This is a genomic window from Saccharothrix mutabilis subsp. mutabilis, assembly GCF_039521145.1.
Taxonomy (GTDB): Bacteria; Actinomycetota; Actinomycetes; order Mycobacteriales; family Pseudonocardiaceae; genus Actinosynnema; species Actinosynnema mutabilis.
This window is the reverse complement of record NZ_BAAABU010000017.1, coordinates 72332-94877: the sequence shown is the minus strand read 5'-3', so window position 1 is coordinate 94877 and position 22546 is coordinate 72332. Positions and strand designations below refer to the sequence as shown.

Genomic DNA, 22546 nt, shown 5'->3' with positions numbered 1-22546 from the left:
CCGACTAGGAGCGCACCGTGTCCCCCTTGCCCCGCCGCCGCCTCGGCACGTCAGACCTGGAGGTCTCGGCGCTGTCCCTGGGTTCGTGGCACACCTACGACCGCATGGACTTCGCCGACGCGGTCACCATGGTCCGCGCGGCCGTGGACGCCGGCGTCAACCTGTTCGACGTGGGCGTCTACGGCGCGCCCGGCATGCCGCCGGTGTTCACCGACGTCATCTGGAGCGCGATCATGCGCGCCGCGCGCATCCCGCGCGACCGGTACCTGGTTTCCGCCAAGCTCTGGCTCGAAGGCTTCGGCGACCAGGGCTTCCGGCCCCAGCTGGAGAACGCCTTCCTGCGCGGCGGCTTCGACGTCGCCGACCTGGTCATCCTGGGCGACCTGCGCCGCGACGACATCGCGCTGGAAGACCTGGTGGACGACCTGGCCGCGCTGACCCGGGAAGGCCTGATCCGCGCGTGGGGCGTCAACAACTGGTCCGCCTCCAACATCCGCGCGTTGCAGGACATCGCCGCCGTCAAGCGCGTGCCCGGCCCGCGGATCGCCCAGCTCAAGTACAGCATCGGCCGCCGCGCCATCCCCGACGGCGAGCCGTTCGGCCGGCTGTTCGCCGACGGGTTCGCCATGCAGGCCTCGGACGTGCTCGAAGGCGGCATCCTGGCGGGCAACACCGGCCAGTCCCGCGAGATCGGGCGCGACCCCGGCGGCATCCGCGAGGAGATCAAGCGGCACGCCGCCGGCGTCGCCGAGGTCGCCCGCGAGCTGGGCACGAGCGCCGCCCGGCTCGCCGTCGCCTTCACCCTCACCCACCCCGCCAACGCCACCACGCTGTTCGGCGCGACCAAGCTCGCCCAGCTCGAAGACAACCTCGCCGCCGTCGACCTGGTCGAACGGGTCGGCGCCGCCGAGATCCGCGCGCTGGTCGAGCCGTTCTGGGCCGACCGCGGTGTGATCGACCCCGAAGGGCCGTGATCGACGTGCCGCACACCCCCGTCCCGTTCGACCCCGAGATCGAGCCCGCGCTGGCCGAGATCGTCCAGCCCGACGCCCCGCCGTTCACCCCCGAGACCATCCCCGGGATGCGCGCGGCGATGGCGTCGATGTTCCCGCCCGCCGCCGAGGTGGTCGGCGACGCGCCCGTGGACGTCGTGGAACGCACGTTCCCCGGCCCCGCCGGCGAGCTGGAGGTCACGATCCTCTCGCCGCGCGGCCTCGACGGCCCGGTCCCGGGCCTCTACAACATCCACGGCGGCGGCATGATGGTCGGCCACCGCAACATGGACACCGGCCGGCTGCTCGCGCTCGTGCTGGAGCACAACGTGGTCGCGGTCAACGTCGACTACCGGCTGGCGCCCGAGCACCCGCACCCCGCGCCCGTCGAGGACTGCTACGCGGGCCTGGTGTGGCTGGCGGACAACGCCGCCGAACTCGGCGTGGACCCCGAGCGGATCGTCGTCATGGGCGGCAGCGCCGGCGGCGGCCTGTCGGCGGCCGTGGCGCTGATGGCCCGCGACCGGGGTGGCCCGAAGCTCGTCGGGCAGCTGCTGCTGTGCCCGATGATCGACGACACCAACACCACCGTGTCCAGCCACCAGTACCCCGACACCGGCACGTGGACGCGCGAGACGAACCTCGCCGGCTGGCGGTCCCTGCTCGGCGACGCCGCAGGCGGCCCGGACGTGTCCCCGTACGCGGCGCCCGCCCGCGCCACCGACCTCTCCGGCCTGCCGCCGGCGTTCATCGAGGTGGGCAGCGCGGAGCCGTTCCGCGACGAGGACACCGAGTACGCGCTGCGGATCTGGGCCACCGGCGGCCAGGCGGAGCTGCACGTGTGGAGCGGCGCGTTCCACGGGTTCGACATGTACGTGCCCGACTGGCACGTCAGCCGGACCGCCCTGGCCACGCGCGACTCGTGGCTGCGCCGCGTGCTGGGGACGCGGTGAAGCCCGTCCCGTACGACCCGGAGCTGGAACCCGGCCTCGCGGCGTTCCTGGACCTGGTCGAGCGCATCCCGCTGCGGGCGGACACGATCCTGGTCAACCGCGCGCACTTCGCCACCATCGTGCCGCCGGTCGAGCAGGTCGTGGGCGACCGGCCGGTGGAGGTCGAGGACCGCACGGTCCCCGGCCCGCCGGGCGAACCGGACATCGTGGTCACGGTGGTGCGTCCACGCGGAGGGGTCGTGGACGCGCCGGCGATCTACAGCATCCACGGCGGCGGGATGGTGCTGGGCAACCGGTTCTTCGGCCTGGACGGGCTGATCTCCGACGTGCTGGAGTTCGGCGCGGTCGGCGTGTCCGTCGAGTACCGGCTGGCGCCCGAGCACCCCGCGCCCGCCGCCGTCGAGGACTGCTACGCGGGCCTGGTGTGGCTGGCCGCCCACGCCGCCGAACTCGGCGTGGACCCGGGGAAGGTCGTGGTGACCGGGGCGAGCGCCGGCGGCGGGCTCTCGGCCGGGGTCGCCCTGCTGGCCCGCGACCGCGGCGGGCCGGCGCTGGCCGGGCAGGTGCTGCTGTGCCCGATGCTCGACGACCGCAACGAGACCGTGTCCACCCGGCAGTACGACGGGCTGGGCGCGTGGGACCGCAACAACAACGACACCGCGTGGGACGCGATCCTGGGGCCGCTGCGGTTCACCGACCAGGCCTCGCCGTACCAGGTCCCGGCGCGCATGGCCGACCTGTCCGGGCTGCCGCCCGCGTTCGTGGACGTCGGCGCGGCGGAGATCTTCCGCGACGAGGCCGTCGGGTACGCGTCGCGGATCTGGGCCACCGGCGGGCAGGCGGAGCTGCACGTGTGGGCGGGCGGGTACCACGGGTTCGCCGGGTTCTCGCCGACCGCCGAGGTGTCCCGCACGGCGGAGGCGGCGCGGTTGTCGTTCCTGCGGCGCGTCCTGCGGTGAACCTGCGGCGGGTCGCCGTCGTCCTGGGGTTGCTGGAGACCTTCGGGCCGATCTCGATGGACCTCTACCTGCCCCTGCTGCCGCGCCTGGCCGCCGACCTGGGCACCTCCGAGAGCCTGGCGCAGGCGACGATGTCGGCGTGCATGCTGGGGTTGGCGCTGGGCCAGCTGGTCGTGGGGCCGCTCAGCGACCGGCTGGGCCGGCGGCGGCCCCTGGTCGTGGGCGTCGGCGGGTTCACCCTGCTGTCGCTGGTGTGCGCGGTGACGCCGTCGATCGAGCTGTTGCTGGCGGCCAGGTTCCTCCAGGGGTTGTGCGGGTCGGCCGGGATCGTGATCGCCCTGGCCGTCGCGCGCGACCTCACCGAGGGCGTGGAGCTGGTGCGGTTGCTGGCGATGCTGACCACGGTCGGGGCGCTGGCCCCGATCGTGGCGCCGGTGGTCGGCGGGCAGCTCGCGGCGGTGATGGGGTGGCGCGGGATCTTCCTGGTGCTGGCCGGGATCGGCGCGCTGTTGTTCGTGTTGGCGCTGACCGCCTTGCCGGAGAGCCTGCCTCCGCCGGCGCGGCGCGTCACCGGCATGTTCCAGGACGTGGGTGTCCTGCTGCGTGACCGGCTGTTCCTGTGCTTCCTGGCGGTCGGGGCGTGTGGTGGTACGGCGTTCTTCACCTACCTGGCGTCGATCAGCTTCGTGGTGCAGGGCAGTTTCGCGTTGAGCCCGCAGTGGTTCAGCGTGTGCTTCGCGGCCAACGCGGTCATGTCGGTGGTGGGCGCGCAGATCAACCGGGCCGTGGTGCGGCGCGCCGGGCCTGCGCGCATGTACGTCATCACCACGACGTGCACCGCCGTGGCGGCTCTGGCCATGCTGGGGACGGCCGGTCTGGGCCTGGTCATGCTGGTCCCGCTGGCGCTGGTGATGCTGATCAGCGGCGGCTCGACCTCGAACGGGTCGGCGCTGGCGCTGGCCGCGCACGGCACCCGGGCCGGCACCGCCGCCGCGCTGTTGGGCACGTCGGCGTTCGCGGTGGGTCCCGTGGTCGCGCCGCTGGTGTCGTTGAACGGGACCAGCCCGTGGTCGATGGCCCTGACGATGGCGGCGGCACACGCCTGCGCCGCCGCGCTCGTCTGGCTGGCGGTGCGCCCGAGGCTGCGCGCACCGGTCCGCGTCTAGGGCCGGACGACGACGTTGCCCACCTTCCGGCCGCTGTCGACCCGGCGGTGGGCGGCGGTGATGTCGGCCAGGTCGTGCACCTGGTCGAGCACGACGGTCAGGGCGGACCGGGCGGCCAGGTCCAGCAGGAACTCGAAGTCCTCCGGGCGTTCGGGGGCCGGGCCCGCGGCGACGTCGCCGCGGGCCCGGATCGTGTCGCCCAGTCCGGCCACCGGGAGCAGGAGGGTGCCGCCGTCGGCCAGCAGGCGGCGGCCCGACTTGACGGACAGCGTGCCGACGGTGTCCATCACGACGTCGAACCGGTCCCGCGTGCGGTCCAGCGCGCCGGTCGTGTAGTCGAGCACGTGGTCGGCGCCCAGGTCGTGGACCAGTTGGGCGTTGGCCGCGCTGGTCACCCCGGTGACGACCGCGCCGAAGTGCTTGGCCAGCTGGACGGCGTTCGTGCCGAGCGCGCCGGACGCCCCGATCACCAGCACGGTCTGGCCCGCCCGCAGCTTCCCCTTGTCGCGCAGGAAGTGCAGCGAGGTCGAGCCGCCGAACAGCAGGCCGGCGGCGTCCTCGTGCGACACCTGCGGCGGCTTGCGGACCACCTTGGCACCGGCCACCGCCACGTACTCGGCGTGCGCCCCGAGCCGCACGCCGGTCATGCCGCACACGTCGTCACCCGGCGCGAACCCGGCGACCTGCGCCCCGACGGCCTCGACCACTCCGGAGAACGAGCCGCCCAGCACCGGCTTGCGCGGCCGGAGCACCCCGAACGCCAAGCGCCCGAACACCCCGAACCCGGACGGGAACCGGGCGGCCCGGATCCGCGCGTCCCCCGAGGTCACGGCGACCGCCCGCACCCGCACCAACACCTCGTCCGCTCTGGGCACGGGCCGGGGGACCTCCGCGACCCGCACCACCTCCGGCGCGCCGTACCTGTCGACCACCGCTGCACGCATGACCCATCTCCCTTACACCTGTAAGCCGGACGGTAGCCTTACAGGTGTAAGAGCGCAAGGAGGTCACCCGTGCCCCGCCTGACCCACGCCCGCGTCGTCGACGCCGCCGCCCGCGTCGCCGACCGCGGCGGCCTGACCGGGGTGAGCATGCGCAACGTCGGCAAGGAGCTGGGCGTCGAGGCGATGTCGCTCTACCACCACGTCAAGGGCAAGGAAGCCCTCCTGGACGCGCTCGCCGACTGGATCTTCGTCCGCATCGAGCTGCCCGACCCGGCCACGCCGTGGCGCGCCGCGATGACCGCCCGAGCCACGTCGGCCCGCGCCGTGCTGTCCGAGCACACGTGGGGCCTGGGCCTGGTCGAGTCCCGCCGCTCCCCCGGCCCGGCGTCGCTGCGCCACCACGACGCCGTGCTGGGTTGCCTGCGGCACAACGGTTTCCCGGTGGCGTTGGCGGCCAGCGCGTTCTCCGTGCTGGACGCCTACGTGTACGGGTTCGTGCTGACCGAGCTGAACCTGCCCTTCCAGGCGGGCGAGAGCGCGGAGGAGTTCGTCGCCCAGGTGGACCTGCCCGCCGACCGGTACCCGCACCTGACCGAGATGGTCGCCGAACAGGTCCTCGCCCGCGACTACTCCTACGGCGACGAGTTCGCCCGCGGCCTGGACCTGATCCTCGACAGCCTGGAGGCCCGCTTGGCGGCGGCGCGGTGATCACCCGCCCTCACCGCGCGACCAGCCCGGTCAGGGACGCCGGCAACGGGTCGCGGTGCAGCACGCCCAGGCGCTGGGTGGCCCGGGTGAGCGCCACGTACAGCTCCGCCGCCCCGCGCGGCCCGTCGGCCAGGATGCGGTCGGGGTCCACCACCAGCACGGCGTCGAACTCCAACCCCTTGGTCTCCGACGCCGGCACCGCGCCCGGCACGTCCGGCGGCCCGATCACCACGCTGGTCCCCTCCCGACCGGCCTCCTCCCGCACGAACTCCTCGACCGCCGCGGCGACCTCCTCGTCCGACACCTGCCGCGACCACGGCGCGACACCGCAGGCCCGCACCGACTCCGGGGCCTGCGTCTCGGGCGAGAACTCGGCCAGCACCCCGGCGGCCACGGCCATGATCTCCGCGGGCGTCCGGTAGTTCACCGTCAGCGACCGGTACGCCCAACGCCCCGGCACGTACGGCTCCAGCACGGCGTCCCACGACCGCGCCCCCGCCGGCGACCGCCGCTGCGCGAGGTCCCCGACCACGGTGAACGAGCGTCCCGGGCAGCGCCGCATGAGCACCCGCCAGTCCATTGCGGACAGTTCCTGCGCCTCGTCCACCACGACGTGCCGGTAGGTCCAGTCCCGGTCGGCGGCGGCCCGCTCGACCAGCTCCCGCGTGTCCTGCTCCACGAACCGCTCCGCCAGGTCCTCGGCGTGGAGCAGGTCGGTGGCGTACAGGTGGTCCTCGTCGTCCATCGAGTCCTGGCGGCCGACGAGCTGGTCCAGCACGCCGGCGGCGAACTCGACCTGCTTCCCGCGCTCCCGTTCGGCGGCGGCCTGTTCGGCGGACTTGTCCCGGCCCAGCAGGTCCACCAGCTCGTCCAGCAGCGGCACGTCGGAGACGGTCCAGGCCGCGCCGTCGGCCCGGCGCAGCGCGAGGTCCGCGCCGGCGGCCCGCAACCGTTCCTCCGACTCGTACAGCCGCGCCAGCAACGACTCCGGCGTCAGCACCGGCCACATCCCGTCCACGGCGGCGGCGAACCCCTCGTCCGCCGCCAACTCCTTCACCAGGTCGGCCCGCAGCCGCTCCCACCCGTCGCGGTCGTCCCGGGTGAGCCACCCGCGCCCGATGCGCGCGATCGCCCGCTCGGTGAGCACGTAGGTGACGACGTCGAGGAACACCGCCCGCGCCTCGTTGTGCGGCAACCCGCTCTGCCGCGCCTCGTCCCGTGCCCACTCGGCGGTCGCGGCGTCGATGCGCACCGTGACGTCCGCGAGGTCGATCAGCACCGGCTCCTCCGGCAACCGCTGCCGATCCGCGACCGCCGCCTTGAGCACGTCCACCATCTTCAGCGACCCCTTGATCCGGGCGGCCTCCGGCGCGTCCTCGGCGGTGACGCGCAACCCGGGCACAAGACCACCGGGCGTCATGAACACCACGTCGGACTCGCCCAACGACGGCAGGACGCGGCTGATGTGGTTGAGGAACGCCGGGTTGGGGCCCACCACCAGCACCCCGTGCCGCTCCATCCGCTCCCGTTGCGTGTAGAGCAGGTAGGCGACGCGGTGCAACGCCACGACGGTCTTGCCGGTGCCCGGTCCCCCTTCGATCACCACCACCCCGGGGTGGTCGAGCCGGATGATCTCGTCCTGCTCGGCCTGGATGGTCGCGACGATGTCGCGCATCCCCTCCCCACGCGGCGCGTTGACCGCCGCGAGCAGGGCCGCGTCCCCGCGCTCCCCACCTTCGGGCCGCCCCAACACCTCGTCGGTGAACTCCAGCACCCGACGTCCCCGCGTGTGGAACTGCCGACGCCGCCGCATCCCTTCCGGCCGCGCGCCGGTGGCGGTGTAGAACGGCCGAGCGGCCGGCGCGCGCCAGTCGAGCAGAAGGGGTTCGTACTCGTCATCCTGCTCGAACAACCCGATGCGCCCGATGTAGGACGCCCTGCCGTCAACGCTGTCCAGCCGGCCGAAGCACAACCCGTTGTCGGCCACATCGAGCCGCCGAGCCTCCTTGCCCAACGCCCGAACCTCGAAGTCCCGCTCCATCGGCGTCCCACCAGTCCCCAACAGGGCCCCTTGAAACGCCTCCTTCACCCGAGCCCGCTCGGCATCAAGCCGCGAATAAAGCCCAGCCACGTACTCCCGCTCGGGCCCCAGCTCCCGACGGTAACCCTCAGTAGACACAAGCCCCCGATCAAGCACTTCCCCGTTACGGTCGGCAAGTGTGCGCCACCCCCGGGGCCTTGCGGCAAGGCCCCCTGTGCGCTATATGTTGGACATGGCGGGGAGTACCCTCGTCCTTCCCGCGCACAGCGCGCAGCTCTCAGGGCGCGCAGCGCCCCCGCTTTTGGGCTTTTCCGTCCTCCCCGTATGGCCTGCCCGAAGGGCTACCACATTTTCCCGGGGGTTGGGCCAAAAAGTTTTGCGAGGAACGAGCAAAAGTTTTTCGACCAACCCCGGGAAAATGTGGTCGGCTCCGCCAGGCCATACGGGGAGGACGGAAAAGCCCCCTCTTTTGCTCTTCCTCCCCGGCGGCCTGCCCGCCGGCGAGGCTCTTTTACGCTTTGAACCGAACGCTGACGCTCTCACGCCCCCGCTTCGCGGGTCCTCACGCGACGCGCTCCGCGCTCTCAAGCTCGGACGCGCTTCGCGCTTAGGAGCGCGAAGCGCTCTCAAGATCGAAAGCGAAAAGCAAAAAGCGAAAGCGAAAGCGAAGAGCGAAAGATCAAAGCGAAAAGCGGCGCTCGCCGCGCGGCAGGCCCCCGGGGGTGGAAGGGCGTCGGTTCGTTCCCCGTACGGCCTGCCGGAGGCAACCACCCTTTGGTCTTCTGTGCAACCGGTGAAGCGTGGTTGCACAGAAGACCAAAGCGCGGTTGGGCTGCGCCCAGGCCGTACGGGGAACGAACCGAGGCCCTTCCTTGGGCTAAATAGCCCATCAAAAGCGCGCCTGCGGCGCGAAAGCTGCGTGCGGTTGGGCTGTGCGTCAACTGACAACGTGGGCGCAAGTCGCTCCGCCGGTTAGCGTGAGGTGGATCATCCTCACGGAGGTGGTATGGACCACACACGTGTTCGTCGCGGGCATCGGCGTCCTGTCCTCGTGCTCGCCGCTCTCTGCTCGGCCGCCGCGCTGACCGCCGGTGGCACCGGGGCGCTCGCCGCGCCGCCCGCCGAGCCGCCGCACCCCTGGCAGTACGACCACTGGCCCCAGCAGCAGCCCTGGCAGCAGGGCCGGGACAGCGCCCGGGTCGCCGCGCAGGCCGGGTTCCCCGGGCCGATCGACCCGCAGAACTGGGTCAACCCCGACCACATGACGTGGGAGCGGGACTACAAGAAGGTGCCCGGCACCAACTGGGCCGATCCGTCGGTCAAGGGGTCCGTGCGCAACTTCAAGGGCGCGCTCGTCCTCCTCGACTACCCGAACCAGCCGTTCGTGGTGACGCAGCCCAAGCACTCCACCGTCTTCAACAACCCCAGCTCCGAGGCGCACGGCGTGCCGCGCGAGCAGGTCGCGCAGTTCTACCAGGACTTCCTCAACAAGCCCAACGCGCTCAACCGGGGCCACACCGTCCACGAGTACTGGATGGAGGACTCCGGCGGGCGCTACGGCGTCGACCTCACCGCGTTCGGCCCGTACACCATGCCGGGCAAGGACCACGAGTACGCCATGGAGTTCCAGGCCGGCACCGCGTGCCCGGCCGGGGACACCTGCACCCGCGACATCCGGACCGACGGGCGGGCCGCGTGGGTGGCCGACGTCGGCGCCCAGGTGCCGGCCGGGTTCGACTTCGTCTACTTCCTGTCCGCCGGGCAGGACGAGTCGGGCACGTGGCAGGAGTTCGGGATGATGAAGTTCCCGACCAAGGAGGACGTGCCCGACGCGTTCGGCCCGCCCGACGACGCCCTGCCGAACTGGTCGCGCACCCGGTATGTGGACTGGACGTCGTGGGCCGCCGGGTCGAGCCTGTGGCCCAACGCCGGCGGCGGGTCGTCCACGCAGGCCGAGAGTTCCGGCCAGGGCGTGTACGCGCACGAGCTGAGCCACCTGCTGGGCATCGGCGACAACTACAACAACCCGTACTCCAACCCGCCGCGTCGCGCGTACACCGGCATCTGGGACATGCTGTCGCGGGGCTCGTTCAACGGTCCCGGCGGTCCGCACTCGCGGTGGGTCATCCCGGCGACCGCGGGCGGGTCGATGGGCGCGCAGCACGTGCTGCGCAACAAGATGAAGCTCGGGATCGTGGACGAGCGCAACGTGCTGCGGCTCTCGCGCGAGGCGCTGGACGAGTCCGGGCTGGTGATCGCCAAGGTCACCGCGCGGACCGTGCAGCCGGGGCCGAACGGCCTCGCGGGCATCAACGTCGAGCTGGGCGCAGGCGACCTGTCCCCCGCCTGCGACGTCCGCACCGACCCGCTGTGCGACGGCGGCGGCTACCAGAACTACACCGTCGAGGTCGTGGACCGGATGGGGTCGGACTCGTTCACGCCGGACGCGGGCGTCCTGCTGGCCAAGACCAAGAACGAGGACCGCGCGCCGTTCGCGTGGGTGGTCGACGCCAACCCGCAGGACATCGGCATGACCGACTACGTCCTGCCGGACGGGCGCGAGGTGCCCATCACGGTCGGCGACTACCGGCAGCTGTCGGACGCCCTGTTCCACGCGGGTACGAACTCCGGCAGCGAGTACGAGCACGTCGACCCGGCCAACCGGCTGCACTTCTACGTCCTGGACGTGAAGCGCGACCACCGGGGCGTGCTGTCCTACACGGTGGCCATCCGGTCCCTGGACGGCAAGGGCCCGCAGCAACGCGGCGTCCGCGTCCTGCCCACCGCCGGCGCGGCGGGGTCGGACGGCGTGGCGACGTGCCGCTTCCCCCTGTTCAACACCGGCCGCACCGCGGCACCGGGCGGGGAGCACCCGGAGGACGTGAGCCGGTACCTCGACGGTGACGTCTACCGCGTGTCGGCGACGACGTCGTCGGGCTGGACGGTGTCCGTGCCCAACGCCCTGGCGACGGCGGAGTTCGGCGGCCAGACCCGGGTCCCGGTCCACGCCAAGCGCGACGGCGGCCCCCTGGTCGGCAAGATCACCCTGACCGCCACCTCGGAAAGCGACCCGACCAAGACCTCGACCGCGTCCTGCACGGTCCTCGGGCGCTAGACCCCGGCCACCTCGGCTGGACCCGGCCGGGTTCAGCCGAGGTGCAGGCGTTCGACGCGGTGGACCAGGTTCGGGGTGAGCAGGGGCACGCCGTCGGCGCCGGGCAGGACCGCCAGGCCGTGGCCGGCGGCGACCAGGGCCCGCAGGGTGGCCGTGTCCGTGCCCCGGTACGCGGTGGCCGCGCGGAAACCCGTGGCGCCGACGGCTTTGCGCAGGTCTTCCAGCGGCACGGCCGCGTCCGGGGCGTCGATCCACCTCGCGTCGACCAGGTCGTCCAGGCGCAGGCCCTTCCGCCGCGCCAACGGGTGCCCCGGCGGGAGGGCCACCACCAGCGGGTGTTCGGCGACCACCGACGCCTTCACGCCGACCGGCAGGTGCAGCGGGTCGCTTCGCGCGACCACGCCGTCCACGAAACCCACGTCGAACTCGCCGGTCGCCACGCCCGCGACCACCTCCGCACGCGCCACCACGTGCAACGCGCCCCGGACCTCCGCCGCCGCCGCCGAGGAGGCCAACGGCGACGCCGCCACCACGACCCGCTCCGGTGGCGGGGCGGCGGCTCGGCGGACGTCGGCCCGCGCCGCGTCCAGGCGCAGCAGCAACGGTGTCGCGTGGTCGAGGAGGCGTTCGCCGGCGCCGGTCGGGGCGACCGGCCGGCGACTCAGGAGTGCCACGCCCAGGTCGTGTTCGAGCGCCGCGATGTGCTGGGACACCGCCGACTGCGTGTAGCCCAGCTCCGCCGCGGCGGCGGAGAACGAACCCAGGCGGACGACCGTCGTGAACGTCTTGAGCAGGTGCGGGTCCACGTGCATCAGTATCACTTATCCACAGTGCACGGATCATCGTTGGACGTGAACCACCCCGCCGCCGAGGATCGACGCATGACGACTCCACGCCTCGCCCTCGTCGGCGACCGGTCCCCGCACGTCCGTTCGCACACCCGCATCCCGGGCCTCCTCCAGGCCTTGCGCGAACGCGACCGCCTCGACCTCGACGCGTACTGGGTGCGCACCGACGACATCACCGAGCCGGACGACCTCGCCGGGTTCGACGCGGTCTGGTTGTTGCCCGGAAGTCCTTACGCGTCAGAGGAAGGCGCGCTCGCCGCCGTGGCGCACGCCCGGCTGCACGGCGTCCCGTTCCTGGGCACGTGCGGCGGGTTCCAGCACGCCCTGTTGGAGTTCGCGCGCACGGTGTGCGGGCTGAGCACCGCCGCCCACGCCGAGGTGGACCCGGACGCCGCCGACCCGCTCGTGGCGCTGCTCGCCTGTTCCCTGGTCGGCCACGAGGGCGCGGTGCACCTGGTCCCGGGCACGCTGGCCGAGCGCGTGCTGGCGGCGGACCGGACCGTCGAGCGCTACCACTGCGACTACGGCCTCAACCCCCGCCACCTGGACCTGCTGCGCGAGCACGGCATGGTCTTCAGCGGCCACGACGCGGACGGCGAGGTCCGGGTGGCCGAGCTGCCCGACCACCCGTTCTTCCTGGCCACCCTCTTCCAACCGGAACTCGCGGGCGACGGCACCCGCCCGCACCCGGTGATCACGGCGTTCGCGCGGGCCGCGTCAGCGTCCACTGCCACCACACCAGCAGCGGCGGCAGGACCAGCTCGATCCCGATGAACACGACCATCAGGACGTGCGGCGTGCCGACCGAGACCAGCGAGACGATCCGCGCGAGCCCACCCATGAACACCGCCGCGCACACGTACCGCAACACCCCGGTGGCCTCCCGAACCCGCCGCACCACCGACAACACCGCCACCCCGAGGAACAACCACAGGGTCGCGAAGAACCGGTAGTGGCTGTCCAACGTGGGCTCGGCGGACGGCCCGCCGGGCAGCAACGCGGGCCCGACGATGACGTCCAACAGCCCCGTGACCAGCATGAACAGCCCCACCACGACCAGGACGCCCTGGAACACCCTCATGTCTCCCCCTCGTGTTCGAGCCGAGTGTCGCAGGCCCTTGCTGAGAGCGGGCGAGACCGTCAGGTCAGGTTCTCCACGATCGTCGCGTTGGCCAGGCCACCCGCCTCGCACATGGTTTGCAGTCCGTAGCGCCCGCCCCGGGCGCGCAGGGCGTGCACCAGCGTCGTCATCAGCCGCGCGCCGCTCGCGCCGAGCGGGTGGCCCAACGCGATCGCCCCACCGTGCACGTTGACCTTCGCCGGGTCGGCCCCGGTCTCGGCCAGCCAGGCCAACACCACCGACGCGAACGCCTCGTTGACCTCGAACAGGTCGATGTCCCCCAACGACAGCCCGGACCGCCGCAGCACCTGTTCGGTGGCCGGGATGACGCCGGTCAGCATCAGCATCGGGTCGGACCCGGTCACCGCGAAGGAGTGCAACCGGGCCAACGGCCGCAGCCCGTGCCGCGCAGCCGCCTCGGCACTCATGATCAGCACAGCCGCCGCGCCGTCGTTGATCGGACTGCTGTTCCCCGCCGTGACCGACCACTCGATCTCGGGGAACCGCTCCCTGAACACGGCATCCTCGAACGCCGGCCGCAACCCCGCCAACACCGACACCGAACTGCCCGGCCGCACAGACTCGTCGCGCCCCACGGTCCCCAGCGGCACGACCTCGGCGTCGAACAGCCCGGCGTCCCAAGCGGCAGCCGCCTTGCGATGCGACTCCACCGCGAACCGGTCCAGCTCACCCCGGCTCAACGACCACTTGCCGGCGATGAGTTCGGCACTGACCCCCTGCGGCACGAGCCCGTCGGGATACCGAGCAGCCACCGAGGGCCCGAACGGATCCGCCCCGGCCGGCACGTTCGACCACATCGGCACCCGACTCATCGACTCGACACCACAAGCGATCACCACGTCGTAAACCCCGGCCATGACGCCTTGCGCGGCAAAGTGCACAGCCTGCTGAGACGACCCGCACTGCCGGTCCACAGTGGTGGCGGGCACCGACTCGGGAAACCCGGCGGCGAGCACGGCGTACCGGGTGGTGTTCATCGCCTGCTCGCCAACCTGATCAACACACCCCCCGATCACATCGTCAACCACCCCGGCCTCAACCCCGGCACGCTCCACAACGGCCCGAAGCACATGGGCAAGCAGGTCCACCGGATGCACCCCGGCCAACGCCCCACCAACCTTGCCCTTCCCAATAGGCGACCGAACCGCCGAAACCACCACCGCATCCCGCACCACAACCTCCTGACTATAGACACCAATAGCCAGCCCCAACGTAGCTGACTACAACCCCCCAAAGCCAGTAGGACCCCCATCACACCCACACCCAGACCACCCTCCGCGCCGCAGGCGCGCCAACGGGCTGCCAAGCCACAGGAAGGGCCTCGGTTCGTTCCCCGTACGGCCTGGGCGCAGCCCAACCGCGCTTTGGTCTTCCCCGCAACCAGCTTTACCGGTTGCGGGGAAGACCAAAGGGTGGTTGCCTCCGGCAGGCCGTACGGGGAACGAACCGACGCCCTTCCACCCCCGGGGGCCTGCCGCGCGGCGAGCGCCGCTTTTCATCTTGAGAGCGCGCCAGCGCGTCCAGCCTTTCGCTTTTGATCTTGAAAGCCCAGTACGCGCAAAAGAGTCCGTGACGGATAATCCGGTTACCATCGAACGCATGGCAGCCCTGGCCCCGTCCCGCACCGAGTCCGACCTCTCCTTCCTCCTCGACCACACCAGCCACGTCCTCCGCACCAAGATGGCCGCCGCCCTGGCCGAGATCGGCCTCACCGCGCGCATGCACTGCGTCCTGGTCCACGCCCTGGAAGCCGAACGCACCCAGATCCAGCTGGCCGAACTCGGCGACATGGACAAGACCACGATGGTCGTCACCATCGACGCCCTGGAAAAGGCGGGCCTGGCCGAGCGCCGCCCGTCCAGCACCGACCGGCGGGCGCGGATCATCGCCGTCACCGAGAAGGGCGCGGAACTGGCCGAGCAGAGCCAGCGGATCGTCGACGACGTCCACCGCACCGCCCTGAACTCCCTCCCCCAGAAGGACCGAGACGCCCTCCTCCACGCCCTGAACCTCCTGGTCACGAACCACCTCGCCACCCCCTCCCCCGCCCCGGCGGGCGGTCGCCGCGCCCGGGAGAGCAGCAAGTGAACCCGTAAGAGATTGTCCGTAACGAAACTATCCGCTACGGTTCCTCCTGTCGGCACCGGCAGCCACGCCGCCGCCTGCACCACAGACAGGAGCCCCTCGTGCCCACCCCCGCGACAAACCCGCCCACCCCCGCGACAAACGCCACGACAGCCCCACTGGACTCCACACCCGACACACCACGCCAGGGCCGTTGGGCCGCGCTGGCCGTGCTGTCCGCCGCGATGCTCATGACGATCCTCGACGGCAGCATCGTCACCGTGGCCATGCCCGCCATCCAGCACGACCTGGGCTTCTCCCCCGCCGGCCTGAGCTGGACGGTCAACGCCTACCTCATCGCGTTCGGCGGTCTGCTCCTGCTGTCCGGCCGCCTCGGCGACCTGATCGGCCGGCGAACGGTCTTCCTCGCCGGCAACGCGCTGTTCACCGCCGCCTCGCTGCTCGCGGGCCTCGCCACCACCCCCGGCCTCCTCATCGCCGCCCGCTTCCTGCAGGGCGCGGGCAGCGCGTTGGCCTCGGCGGTGGTCCTGGGCATCCTGGTCACCCTGTTCACCGACCCGGCCGAGCGCGCCAAGGCGATCGGCGTCTTCAGCTTCACCGGCGCGGCCGGGGCGTCCATCGGCCAGGTCCTCGGCGGCGTCCTCACCGACGCGCTCAGCTGGCACTGGATCTTCTTCATCAACCTGCCGATCGGCGCAGCCACCATCCTGTTCGCGCTGCGCACCCTCCCCGCCGACCGCGGCTCGGGCCTGTCCGCCGGTGCGGACATCCTGGGTGCCGCCCTGGTCACCTCCGGCCTGATGCTCGGCATCTACACCGTGGTCAAGGTCGAGGAACACGGCTGGCTCACCGCGCACACCCTCCTCCTCGGCGCGCTCTCGCTGGCCCTCCTCGCCGCCTTCGCCCTGCGCCAGCACACCGCCCGCACCCCGCTCATGCCCCTGCGACTCCTGCGCGACCGCACCGTCATCGGTGCCAACACCGTTCAGGTCCTGACCCTGTCCGCGATGTTCGCCTTCCAGATAATCGTCGCGCTCTACATGCAGAAAGTCCTGTCCTACAACGCTTCGCAGACCGGTCTGGCCATGCTCCCCGCGGCCGTGACGATCGGTGGCGTCTCGCTCTTCTTCTCCGCCCGCCTCAACACGAGGTTCGGCGAGCGTGCCGTCCTGACCACGGGCCTGGTCCTGCTCCTGGCCGCGATGCTCAAGCTCACCACCGTCCCGGTCGACGCCGACTACGTCACCGACCTGCTCCCGGTCATGCTGCTCATCGCCGGCGGCGGCCTGGTCCTGCCCGCCTTGGCGAGCCTGGGCATGTCCACCGCCAAGCCGGACGACGCCGGCCTGGTCTCGGGCCTGTTCAACACCACCCAGCAGGTCGGCATGGCACTGGGCGTCGCCGTACTGTCCACTTTGGCCGCGTCAACCACCCGAACCCACCAGTCCTCCGGAACTCCAGAACCCGCCGCCCTCACCGCCGGCTACCACACCGCCTTCACCACCGCCGCGGTCCTCCTGGCCGCCGCCATCGCGGTCACCCTCACCGTCCTGCGCAAGTCCCGCCACTCCTGAAACCAACCACTCCTGTAAACCGGAGGAACACACCATGTCCGGCGCACCTCCCCGCTCCCTCACCGAATCCGAAGTCAGCGACCTCCTGACCCACCAGCGGTTCGGCGCACTGGCCACCGTCAAGCGCAGCGGCCACCCCCACCTGTCCACCGTCCTGTACCAGTGGTCCCCCGACACCCGGACGATCCGCGTCTCCACCACCGCCGACCGGCTGAAGACCCGCCAGATCCAGGCCAACCCGCACGTGGCGCTGCACGTGAACGGCCCGGACGTGTGGTCCTTCGCCGTGGTGGAGGGCGAAGCCGAGATCACCGAGGACACCCTGGACACCACCGCCCCCGACCGCCGCGTCACCATCACGCTCAAAGCCACCCGCCTCTACGGCACCGCGCTGGACGTGTGACCCCGCACAGCAACGGCACCGCGCCCGACGTCCGACCCGCGACAGCACCCGCAGACTTTCGAAGGGTTGCGAAAACCGTTGACCGCCGCGCGCCACCGCCCAAAACTCGGGGAATCCGCCGCCACCATTCCATCCTCAGCGACGAGGGGAAGAACTCCCGTGATCAAGTTCAAGGTCGGCCGCAGGCGCGGCCTGCTCCGCACCCTCATCGGCGGCGCCTGCGCGGTGCTGGTGACCGCGCTGGTGCCCGGTGGCGTGGCCAGCGCGGCGGTGTGCTCGAACCAGACCGGCACGCACAACGGCTACTACTACTCGTGGTGGAGCGACGGCGGCGGGTCGGCGTGCATCGAGTTGGGGTCGGGCGGCAACTACAGCACGTCGTGGCGCAACACCGGCAACTTCGTCGGTGGCAAGGGGTGGAGCAACGGGTCGCGCCGCACGGTGTCGTACTCCGGCTCCTTCAACCCGTCCGGCAACGCGTACCTCACCCTGTACGGCTGGACGTCCAACCCGCTGGTGGAGTACTACATCGTCGACAACTGGGGCACCTACCGCCCCACCGGCCAGTACAAGGGCACGGTGACCACCGACGGCGGCACGTACGACATCTACCAGACCATGCGCTACAACGCCCCGTCCGTCGAGGGCACCAAGACGTTCCCGCAGTTCTGGAGCGTCCGGCAGCAGAAGAGGACCGGCGGCACCATCACCACCGGCAACCACTTCGACGCCTGGTCCCGCGCGGGCATGCGCCTGGGCAACTTCAGCTACTACATGATCATGGCCACGGAGGGCTACCAGAGCAGCGGCAACTCCAACATCACCGTCCGCTGACCTCGACGCCGGTGGGGCTCCTCGCGCCCCACCGGCTCGGGCCGCCCAGCCGCTAGCCACCCAGCCGCCACCGCCACCGCGACCGCGACCGCGACCGCGACCGCGACCGCGAGGATCACACCGCCGAGCCCCGGCTCGGCCAAGCCGGCCGCCAAGCCGCTCGCCTCAGCCAGTTCGCCCCACCAAGTTCGCCCTCACCCAGTCCGCCCTCACCCAGTCCGCCCTCACCCAGTTCGCCCTCACCCAACCCTTGTCAGTGCAATTGCAATGTGACATGGTGTGCGCCACCTCGCTCACGAAAGTGGTCCTCACCTGCGGAGAAGCGCATGCAACGGTTGGTAGTCGTCGCCCTGTCGGCGGCACTCGCGATGTCACTCTCGGCCTGCGGCGGCGGGTTGCTCGGGTCGGACAGCGCCACCGAAGGGCCCATCCGGATCGGGATGGCGGTGCCGCTGTCCGGGTCCAGCGCGCCCATCGGGCCGAACATGAAGAACGGCGCCCAGCTCGCCGTGGACGAGATCAACGCCCAGGGCGGGCTCCTCGGCCGCCAGGTCGAACTCGACGTCGAGGACGAGGCCTGTGACGCCACCTCCGCCGTCGCCGCCGCGAACAAGCTGGTCAGCGCGGGGGCCGTGGTCTCGGTCGGCGGCTACTGCTCCAGCGCCACCCTGCCCACCCTGCCCGTGTTCGACCGGGCCGGCATCCCGATGGTCATCCCCGCCGCCAACTCCGAGCAGCTCGTCGGGCAGAAGCTGCGCTCGGTCTTCCTGATCAACCCCACCGGGGCGCAGCAGTCCGAGGCCGCCATCCAGTGGATCCGCAAGCGGCAGGCCAAGACCGTCGCCGTGCTGGACGACAACACCAGCTACTCCACCGACATCGCCAAGCGGACCGCGGAACTGGTCGAGCAGGCCGGGCTCGCGGTCACCACCACGTCCGTCACCCCGGGCGAGAGCGACTACGGCTCGACCGTCACCAAGGTCCTCCAGGGCAACCCCGACTTCGTCTACTGGACCGGCTACTTCCAGGAGGGCGGCCTCCTGGTCGACCAGTTCCGCCGCGCCGGGTACGCCAAGGACTTCATGGTCGCCGACGGCAGCGTGGACCCGTCCCTGGCCTCCATCGCGGGCGGCGCGGACGGGGTGTTCGCCACCATGACCCAGACCCCGGACACGATCGAGGGCGCGGGTGACTGGATCGCCAAGTACCGCAAGGCCTTCAACGCCGAACCCGGCCCGTACTCGACCCAGTCCTACGACGCCGTCCGGGTCGCCGCCGAAGCGATCAAGAAGGCCCAGACGACCGACGGCAAGAAGGTCGTGGAGGCGCTCGAAGGCCTCAGGGACTTCCCGATCTTCTCCGGCCCCCTGACCTTCGACGACCGCCACACCCTCTCGCAGGGCGGCTTCCAGATCCTGGTGGTCAAGGGCGGCAAGTTCGTGCTCCAGGACTCCCTGCGATGATCCAACTCGTCTGGGACGGCCTGTTCGTCGGCTCGTTCTACGCCCTCGTCGCGCTGGGCTACTCGATGGTCTACGGCATCATCAAGCTGCTCAACTTCGCGCACGGCGACATCTACATGCTCGGCGCGTTCGCCGGGTTCGTGGTGCTGTCCGGAGTGGGCGGGGTGTCGGCGGCGTTCTCGGTCGTCGCGCTGGTCGGCGCGCTGGTGGCGGCGATGGCCGTCACCGGCGGGCTCGGGGTGCTGGTGGAACGCATCGCCTACCGGCCGTTGCGCGGGTCGCCGCGGCTGGCCGTGCTGATCACGGCGGTGGGTGTGTCGTTCACGCTGGAGTACGGCGTGGCGGCGGCCGGCGCGAACCCCCGCGTGTTCCCGGTGCGGGTCGAGAGCGAAGCGCTGCACGTGCTCGGCGTGCGGATCACGGTGGCCCAACTGGCGTTGATGGCCATCGCGGTCGGCCTGATGGTCGCCCTCGACCGGTACGTCAACCGCACCTCGACCGGACGGGCCATGCGCGCCATCGCGTTGGACCCCAAGGGCGCGCTGCTGATGGGCGTCAACGTCAACGCGGTCATCTCGCGGACGTTCTTCATCGGTTCGGCCCTGGCGGGCGCGGCGGGCGTGATGGCGGGCGCCTACTACGGGAAGATCGAGTTCCTGATGGGCTTCCTCATCGGCCTCAAGGCGTTCACCGCCGCCGTGATGGGCGGCATCGGCAACATCCGGGGCGCGATGCTCGGCGGCCTGCTGCTCGGCCTGCTGGAGGCGTTCGGCGCGCACGTGCTCGGCGGCGAGTGGCGGGACGTGTTCACCTTCGCCGTCCTCATCCTCTTCCTGTCCGTGAAGCCCACCGGGCTGCTCGGCGAACGCGTCTCGGAACGGGTGTGACCATGGGCAGGTGGGTGGGGCCGGCGGGCCTCCTGGTCGCGGTGGCGGCGCCGTTCGTGGACGCCTCGCCGTACACGCTGAACGTGCTGACGACCGCGGCGATCTTCGTGATGCTCGCGGCCGGGTTGAACATCGTGGTGGGCTACTGCGGTCTGCTGGACCTGGGTTACGTCGCCTTCATGGCCGTGGGCGCGTACACGTCGGGCATCCTCTCCACGGCGTTCGAGATGCCCCTGCTCTACACGGTCCCGGCCGTGCTGGTGGTGGCGGTGTTGGCGGCCCTGGTGATCGGCGCGCCGACGCTGCGGCTGCGCAGCGACTACCTGGCGATCGTGACGCTGGGGTTCGGCGAGATCATCCGGATCACGGCGACCAACCTCGACTTCACCGGCGGTCCGACGGGCATCTTCGGCATCCCCGGGATCGACGTGGGCGGTCCGGCGGGGTTCTACTTCCTCTGCGTCGCCGTGGTCGCGTTGGCGGTGCTCGGGTCCGCTCGGCTGGAGCGGTCGCGGCTGGGCCGGGCGTGGATGTTCATCCGCGAGGACGAGGACGCCGCCGAGGCCATGGGCGTCAACACCTACCGCGTGAAACTGCTCGCGTACGTGTTCGGCGCGGTCTGGGGCGCGTTGGCGGGGGTGCTGTTCGCCGCGCACCTGTCGGCGGTGTCGCCGCAGAGCTTCGTGTTCCTCCAGTCCGCGCTGGTGTTGATGGCGGTGGTGCTGGGCGGCATGGGCAGCACGCGGGGCGTGGTCGTGGGCGCGGTGGTGATCAGCGTGGTGCCCGAGGTGCTGCGGGACCTGGGCGCGTTCCGGTACGTGTTCTTCGGGGTGGTGCTGGTCGTGGTGATGGTGTTGCGCCCGCGGGGCCTGTGGCCGGTGCGGCGGCGGGAACCGGAGCGCGTGGCCGCGCCGGAGCGGGAAGGGGCGCGGGTGTGACCGCCTTGCTGGAGGTGCGCGATCTCGGGATCTCCTTCGGTGGCGTGCGGGCCGTCGACGGGTTGACGTTCTCGGTCGGGCACGGCGAGATCGTGTCGGTGATCGGCCCCAACGGGGCGGGCAAGACCTCGGCGTTCAACTGCGTGACCGGCTTCTACAAGCCCTCACGGGGCCGGGTTCTGTTGGACGGCGGGGACATCACCGGCTGGAGCCCGTTCGCCGTCGCGGCGGCGGGGGTGGCGCGGACGTTCCAGAACCTGCGGCTGTTCCCCGACCTGACCGTGCTGGACAACGTCCGGGCCGGGATGCACCTGCGCGGCGGGCAGAACGCGTTCGACGCGCTGCTGCGCACACCCCGGTTCAAGCGGGCGGAACGGACGCTGACCGACGAAGCCCACCGGTGGCTGGACTTCGTCGGCTACGGGGGTCCGCGCGGCGGGGCCGTGCGCGACCTGCCCTACGGGCGGCAGCGGCAGGTGGAGATCGCCCGCGCGCTGGCCCGCGAAGCGCCCCTGGTGCTGCTGGACGAGCCGGGCGCGGGCCTCAACCACGGCGAGAAGACCGCGCTGCTCGGGCTGATCCGCCGGATCCGGGACCTCGGCCGAACGGTCGTGCTGATCGAGCACGACATGGGCCTGGTCATGGAGGTCTCCGAGCGGGTCGTGGTGCTCGACCACGGCCGCGAGATCGCCGACGGCACGCCCGCGCAGGTCAAGGCGGACCCGGCGGTGGTCGAGGCGTACCTGGGACGGGAGGGCTGATGCTGGAGTTCACCGACGTGCACGTGCGCTACGGGCACGTGCAGGCCTTGCGGGGCGTCAGCCTGCGCGTGGAGCGGGGCGAGGTCGTGGCGCTGCTGGGCAACAACGGGGCGGGCAAGTCCACCACGCTGTGCGCCGCGTCCGCCCTGGTCCCCCTCGCGCGGGGCACGATCACGTTCGACGGGGAGCCGTTGCCCGACAAGCCGTGGCACGTCGTGCGGCGCGGCCTGGTGCACGTCCCCGAGGGCCGGCGGGTGTTCAGCACCCTCACCGTCCTGGAGAACCTCCAGCTCGGCGGCTTCACCCACCCGGACAAGGCCGCGGTCGCCCGGCGCATCGACGCCGTGTTCGACCTCCTGCCGCTCCTGGCCAAGCGCCGTGCCCAGCAGGGCGGCACGCTGTCGGGCGGCGAGCAGCAACTGGTGGCGATCGGCCGGGCGCTGGTCGCCGAACCGCGGGTGCTGATGCTGGACGAGCCGTCCATGGGGCTCGCGCCGCTGATGGTGGCGGCCGTGATGGACGTGGTCCGGCGGATCGGCGCGGAGGGCACCACCGTGCTGCTGGTCGAGCAGAACGCGCGAGCCGCGCTGGGGATCACCCACCGCGGCTACGTGCTGGAGAACGGCGTGGTGACCCTCTCCGGCCCGGCGTCCGTGCTCGCCGAGGACCCCCGGGTGGTGGAGGCGTACCTCGGTTCCTGACCGGCACCCCCCGAACGGGGGTCTCGCGCCAAC

Annotated in this window: 21 protein-coding genes; 16 read left to right on the top strand and 5 right to left on the bottom strand. The window is 71.6% G+C overall.

What is annotated here, in order from left to right:
• Positions 1–17 precede the first annotated feature (17 nt).
• From ABD126_RS28360 to ABD126_RS28345, 4 genes are read left to right on the top strand one after another with little or no spacing between them, the layout of a single operon-like run.
• Positions 18–974 carry an aldo/keto reductase gene (locus ABD126_RS28360; RefSeq protein WP_343937022.1) on the top strand — a complete coding sequence of 319 codons (957 nt, stop codon included), beginning with the start codon at positions 18–20 and terminating at the stop codon, positions 972–974.
• Between the two features lie 5 nt (positions 975–979).
• Positions 980–1945 (top strand): alpha/beta hydrolase, encoded by a 966-nt coding sequence (locus ABD126_RS28355; RefSeq protein ID WP_343937085.1) that lies wholly within the window; start codon positions 980–982, stop codon positions 1943–1945.
• Positions 1942–2904, top strand: a complete 963-nt coding sequence (locus ABD126_RS28350) for an alpha/beta hydrolase (protein WP_343937021.1) — start codon at positions 1942–1944, stop codon at positions 2902–2904. The genes ABD126_RS28355 and ABD126_RS28350 overlap by 4 nt, the downstream gene beginning before the upstream one ends.
• On the top strand, positions 2901–4070 hold the full coding sequence (locus ABD126_RS28345) for a multidrug effflux MFS transporter (RefSeq protein WP_343937020.1): 1170 nt from the start codon (positions 2901–2903) through the stop codon (positions 4068–4070). The genes ABD126_RS28350 and ABD126_RS28345 overlap by 4 nt, the downstream gene beginning before the upstream one ends.
• Here the strand turns inward: ABD126_RS28345 and ABD126_RS28340 are convergent.
• Entirely contained in the window at positions 4067–5014 is a 948-nt protein-coding gene (locus ABD126_RS28340; protein ID WP_343937019.1) for an NAD(P)-dependent alcohol dehydrogenase, read from the bottom strand. The two genes, ABD126_RS28345 and ABD126_RS28340, sit on opposite strands and share 4 nt — an antisense overlap.
• A gap of 69 nt (positions 5015–5083) precedes the next feature.
• Between ABD126_RS28340 and ABD126_RS28335 the strand changes: the two genes are divergently transcribed.
• A complete protein-coding gene (locus ABD126_RS28335) occupies positions 5084–5722 on the top strand; it encodes a TetR/AcrR family transcriptional regulator (RefSeq protein ID WP_343937018.1) in 639 nt (212 codons plus the stop codon).
• 10 nt (positions 5723–5732) lie between these two features.
• Here the strand turns inward: ABD126_RS28335 and helR are convergent, their stop codons facing one another.
• Positions 5733–7901 (bottom strand): RNA polymerase recycling motor ATPase HelR, encoded by a 2169-nt coding sequence (helR, locus tag ABD126_RS28330; protein ID WP_343937017.1) that lies wholly within the window; start codon positions 7899–7901, stop codon positions 5733–5735.
• 868 nt (positions 7902–8769) lie between these two features.
• Between helR and ABD126_RS28325 the strand changes: the two genes are divergently transcribed.
• A complete protein-coding gene (locus ABD126_RS28325) occupies positions 8770–10878 on the top strand; it encodes a M6 family metalloprotease domain-containing protein (RefSeq protein ID WP_343937016.1) in 2109 nt (702 codons plus the stop codon).
• A 32-nt stretch (positions 10879–10910) separates the two neighbouring features.
• On the opposite strand, the gene ABD126_RS28320 is transcribed toward ABD126_RS28325, so the two are convergent.
• Positions 10911–11690, bottom strand: coding sequence for a LysR family transcriptional regulator (locus ABD126_RS28320; RefSeq protein ID WP_343937015.1), 780 nt, complete (start codon positions 11688–11690; stop codon positions 10911–10913).
• A gap of 69 nt (positions 11691–11759) precedes the next feature.
• Between ABD126_RS28320 and ABD126_RS28315 the strand changes: the two genes are divergently transcribed.
• Complete coding sequence (locus ABD126_RS28315; RefSeq protein WP_343937014.1) at positions 11760–12500, top strand: CTP synthase C-terminal region-related (seleno)protein; 741 nt, start codon at positions 11760–11762, stop codon at positions 12498–12500.
• On the opposite strand, the gene ABD126_RS28310 is transcribed toward ABD126_RS28315, so the two are convergent.
• Together ABD126_RS28310 and ABD126_RS28305 are read right to left on the bottom strand one after the other, a co-directional pair.
• Positions 12421–12807, bottom strand: a complete 387-nt coding sequence (locus tag ABD126_RS28310; protein ID WP_343937013.1) for a DUF4345 domain-containing protein — start codon at positions 12805–12807, stop codon at positions 12421–12423. The genes ABD126_RS28315 and ABD126_RS28310 overlap by 80 nt on opposite strands.
• 59 nt (positions 12808–12866) lie before the next feature.
• A complete protein-coding gene (locus tag ABD126_RS28305; protein ID WP_343937084.1) occupies positions 12867–14039 on the bottom strand; it encodes a thiolase family protein in 1173 nt (390 codons plus the stop codon).
• Between the two features lie 427 nt (positions 14040–14466).
• On the opposite strand from ABD126_RS28305, the gene ABD126_RS28300 reads away from it, so the two are divergent.
• The 9 genes from ABD126_RS28300 to ABD126_RS28260 all read left to right on the top strand — a co-directional run bounded on the left by ABD126_RS28300 (position 14467) and on the right by ABD126_RS28260 (position 22513).
• Positions 14467–14955, top strand: a complete 489-nt coding sequence (locus ABD126_RS28300) for a MarR family winged helix-turn-helix transcriptional regulator (protein ID WP_343937012.1) — start codon at positions 14467–14469, stop codon at positions 14953–14955.
• Between the two features lie 98 nt (positions 14956–15053).
• On the top strand, positions 15054–16526 hold the full coding sequence (locus ABD126_RS28295) for an MFS transporter (protein ID WP_343937011.1): 1473 nt from the start codon (positions 15054–15056) through the stop codon (positions 16524–16526).
• Positions 16527–16560: 34 nt separating this feature from the next.
• On the top strand, positions 16561–16929 hold the full coding sequence (locus ABD126_RS28290; protein ID WP_343937010.1) for a pyridoxamine 5'-phosphate oxidase family protein: 369 nt from the start codon (positions 16561–16563) through the stop codon (positions 16927–16929).
• Positions 16930–17088: 159 nt separating this feature from the next.
• Positions 17089–17763, top strand: a complete 675-nt coding sequence (locus tag ABD126_RS28285; protein ID WP_343937009.1) for a glycoside hydrolase family 11 protein — start codon at positions 17089–17091, stop codon at positions 17761–17763.
• Positions 17764–18089: 326 nt separating this feature from the next.
• Complete coding sequence (locus ABD126_RS28280; RefSeq protein ID WP_343937008.1) at positions 18090–19226, top strand: branched-chain amino acid ABC transporter substrate-binding protein; 1137 nt, start codon at positions 18090–18092, stop codon at positions 19224–19226.
• On the top strand, positions 19223–20113 hold the full coding sequence (locus ABD126_RS28275; RefSeq protein WP_343937007.1) for a branched-chain amino acid ABC transporter permease: 891 nt from the start codon (positions 19223–19225) through the stop codon (positions 20111–20113). The genes ABD126_RS28280 and ABD126_RS28275 overlap by 4 nt, the downstream gene beginning before the upstream one ends.
• 2 nt (positions 20114–20115) lie before the next feature.
• A complete protein-coding gene (locus ABD126_RS28270) occupies positions 20116–21051 on the top strand; it encodes a branched-chain amino acid ABC transporter permease (RefSeq protein ID WP_343937006.1) in 936 nt (311 codons plus the stop codon).
• Positions 21048–21812 (top strand): ABC transporter ATP-binding protein, encoded by a 765-nt coding sequence (locus ABD126_RS28265; protein WP_343937005.1) that lies wholly within the window; start codon positions 21048–21050, stop codon positions 21810–21812. Before ABD126_RS28270 ends, ABD126_RS28265 begins: the two co-directional genes overlap by 4 nt.
• Positions 21809–22513 (top strand): ABC transporter ATP-binding protein, encoded by a 705-nt coding sequence (locus ABD126_RS28260; protein WP_425542896.1) that lies wholly within the window; start codon positions 21809–21811, stop codon positions 22511–22513. The genes ABD126_RS28265 and ABD126_RS28260 overlap by 4 nt, the downstream gene beginning before the upstream one ends.
• The last annotated feature ends 33 nt before the right edge of the window (positions 22514–22546 follow it).

Coding starts and splice junctions, on each gene's coding strand:
- ABD126_RS28340 (WP_343937019.1), bottom strand. CDS start 5,014: ATGCGTGCAGCGGTGGTCGACAGGTACGGCGCGCCGGAGGTGGTGCGG.
- ABD126_RS28325 (WP_343937016.1), top strand. CDS start 8,770: ATGGACCACACACGTGTTCGTCGCGGGCATCGGCGTCCTGTCCTCGTG.
- ABD126_RS28320 (WP_343937015.1), bottom strand. CDS start 11,690: ATGCACGTGGACCCGCACCTGCTCAAGACGTTCACGACGGTCGTCCGC.
- ABD126_RS28315 (WP_343937014.1), top strand. CDS start 11,760: ATGACGACTCCACGCCTCGCCCTCGTCGGCGACCGGTCCCCGCACGTC.
- ABD126_RS28310 (WP_343937013.1), bottom strand. CDS start 12,807: ATGAGGGTGTTCCAGGGCGTCCTGGTCGTGGTGGGGCTGTTCATGCTG.
- ABD126_RS28300 (WP_343937012.1), top strand. CDS start 14,467: ATGGCAGCCCTGGCCCCGTCCCGCACCGAGTCCGACCTCTCCTTCCTC.
- ABD126_RS28290 (WP_343937010.1), top strand. CDS start 16,561: ATGTCCGGCGCACCTCCCCGCTCCCTCACCGAATCCGAAGTCAGCGAC.
- ABD126_RS28280 (WP_343937008.1), top strand. CDS start 18,090: ATGCAACGGTTGGTAGTCGTCGCCCTGTCGGCGGCACTCGCGATGTCA.
- ABD126_RS28275 (WP_343937007.1), top strand. CDS start 19,223: ATGATCCAACTCGTCTGGGACGGCCTGTTCGTCGGCTCGTTCTACGCC.
- ABD126_RS28270 (WP_343937006.1), top strand. CDS start 20,116: ATGGGCAGGTGGGTGGGGCCGGCGGGCCTCCTGGTCGCGGTGGCGGCG.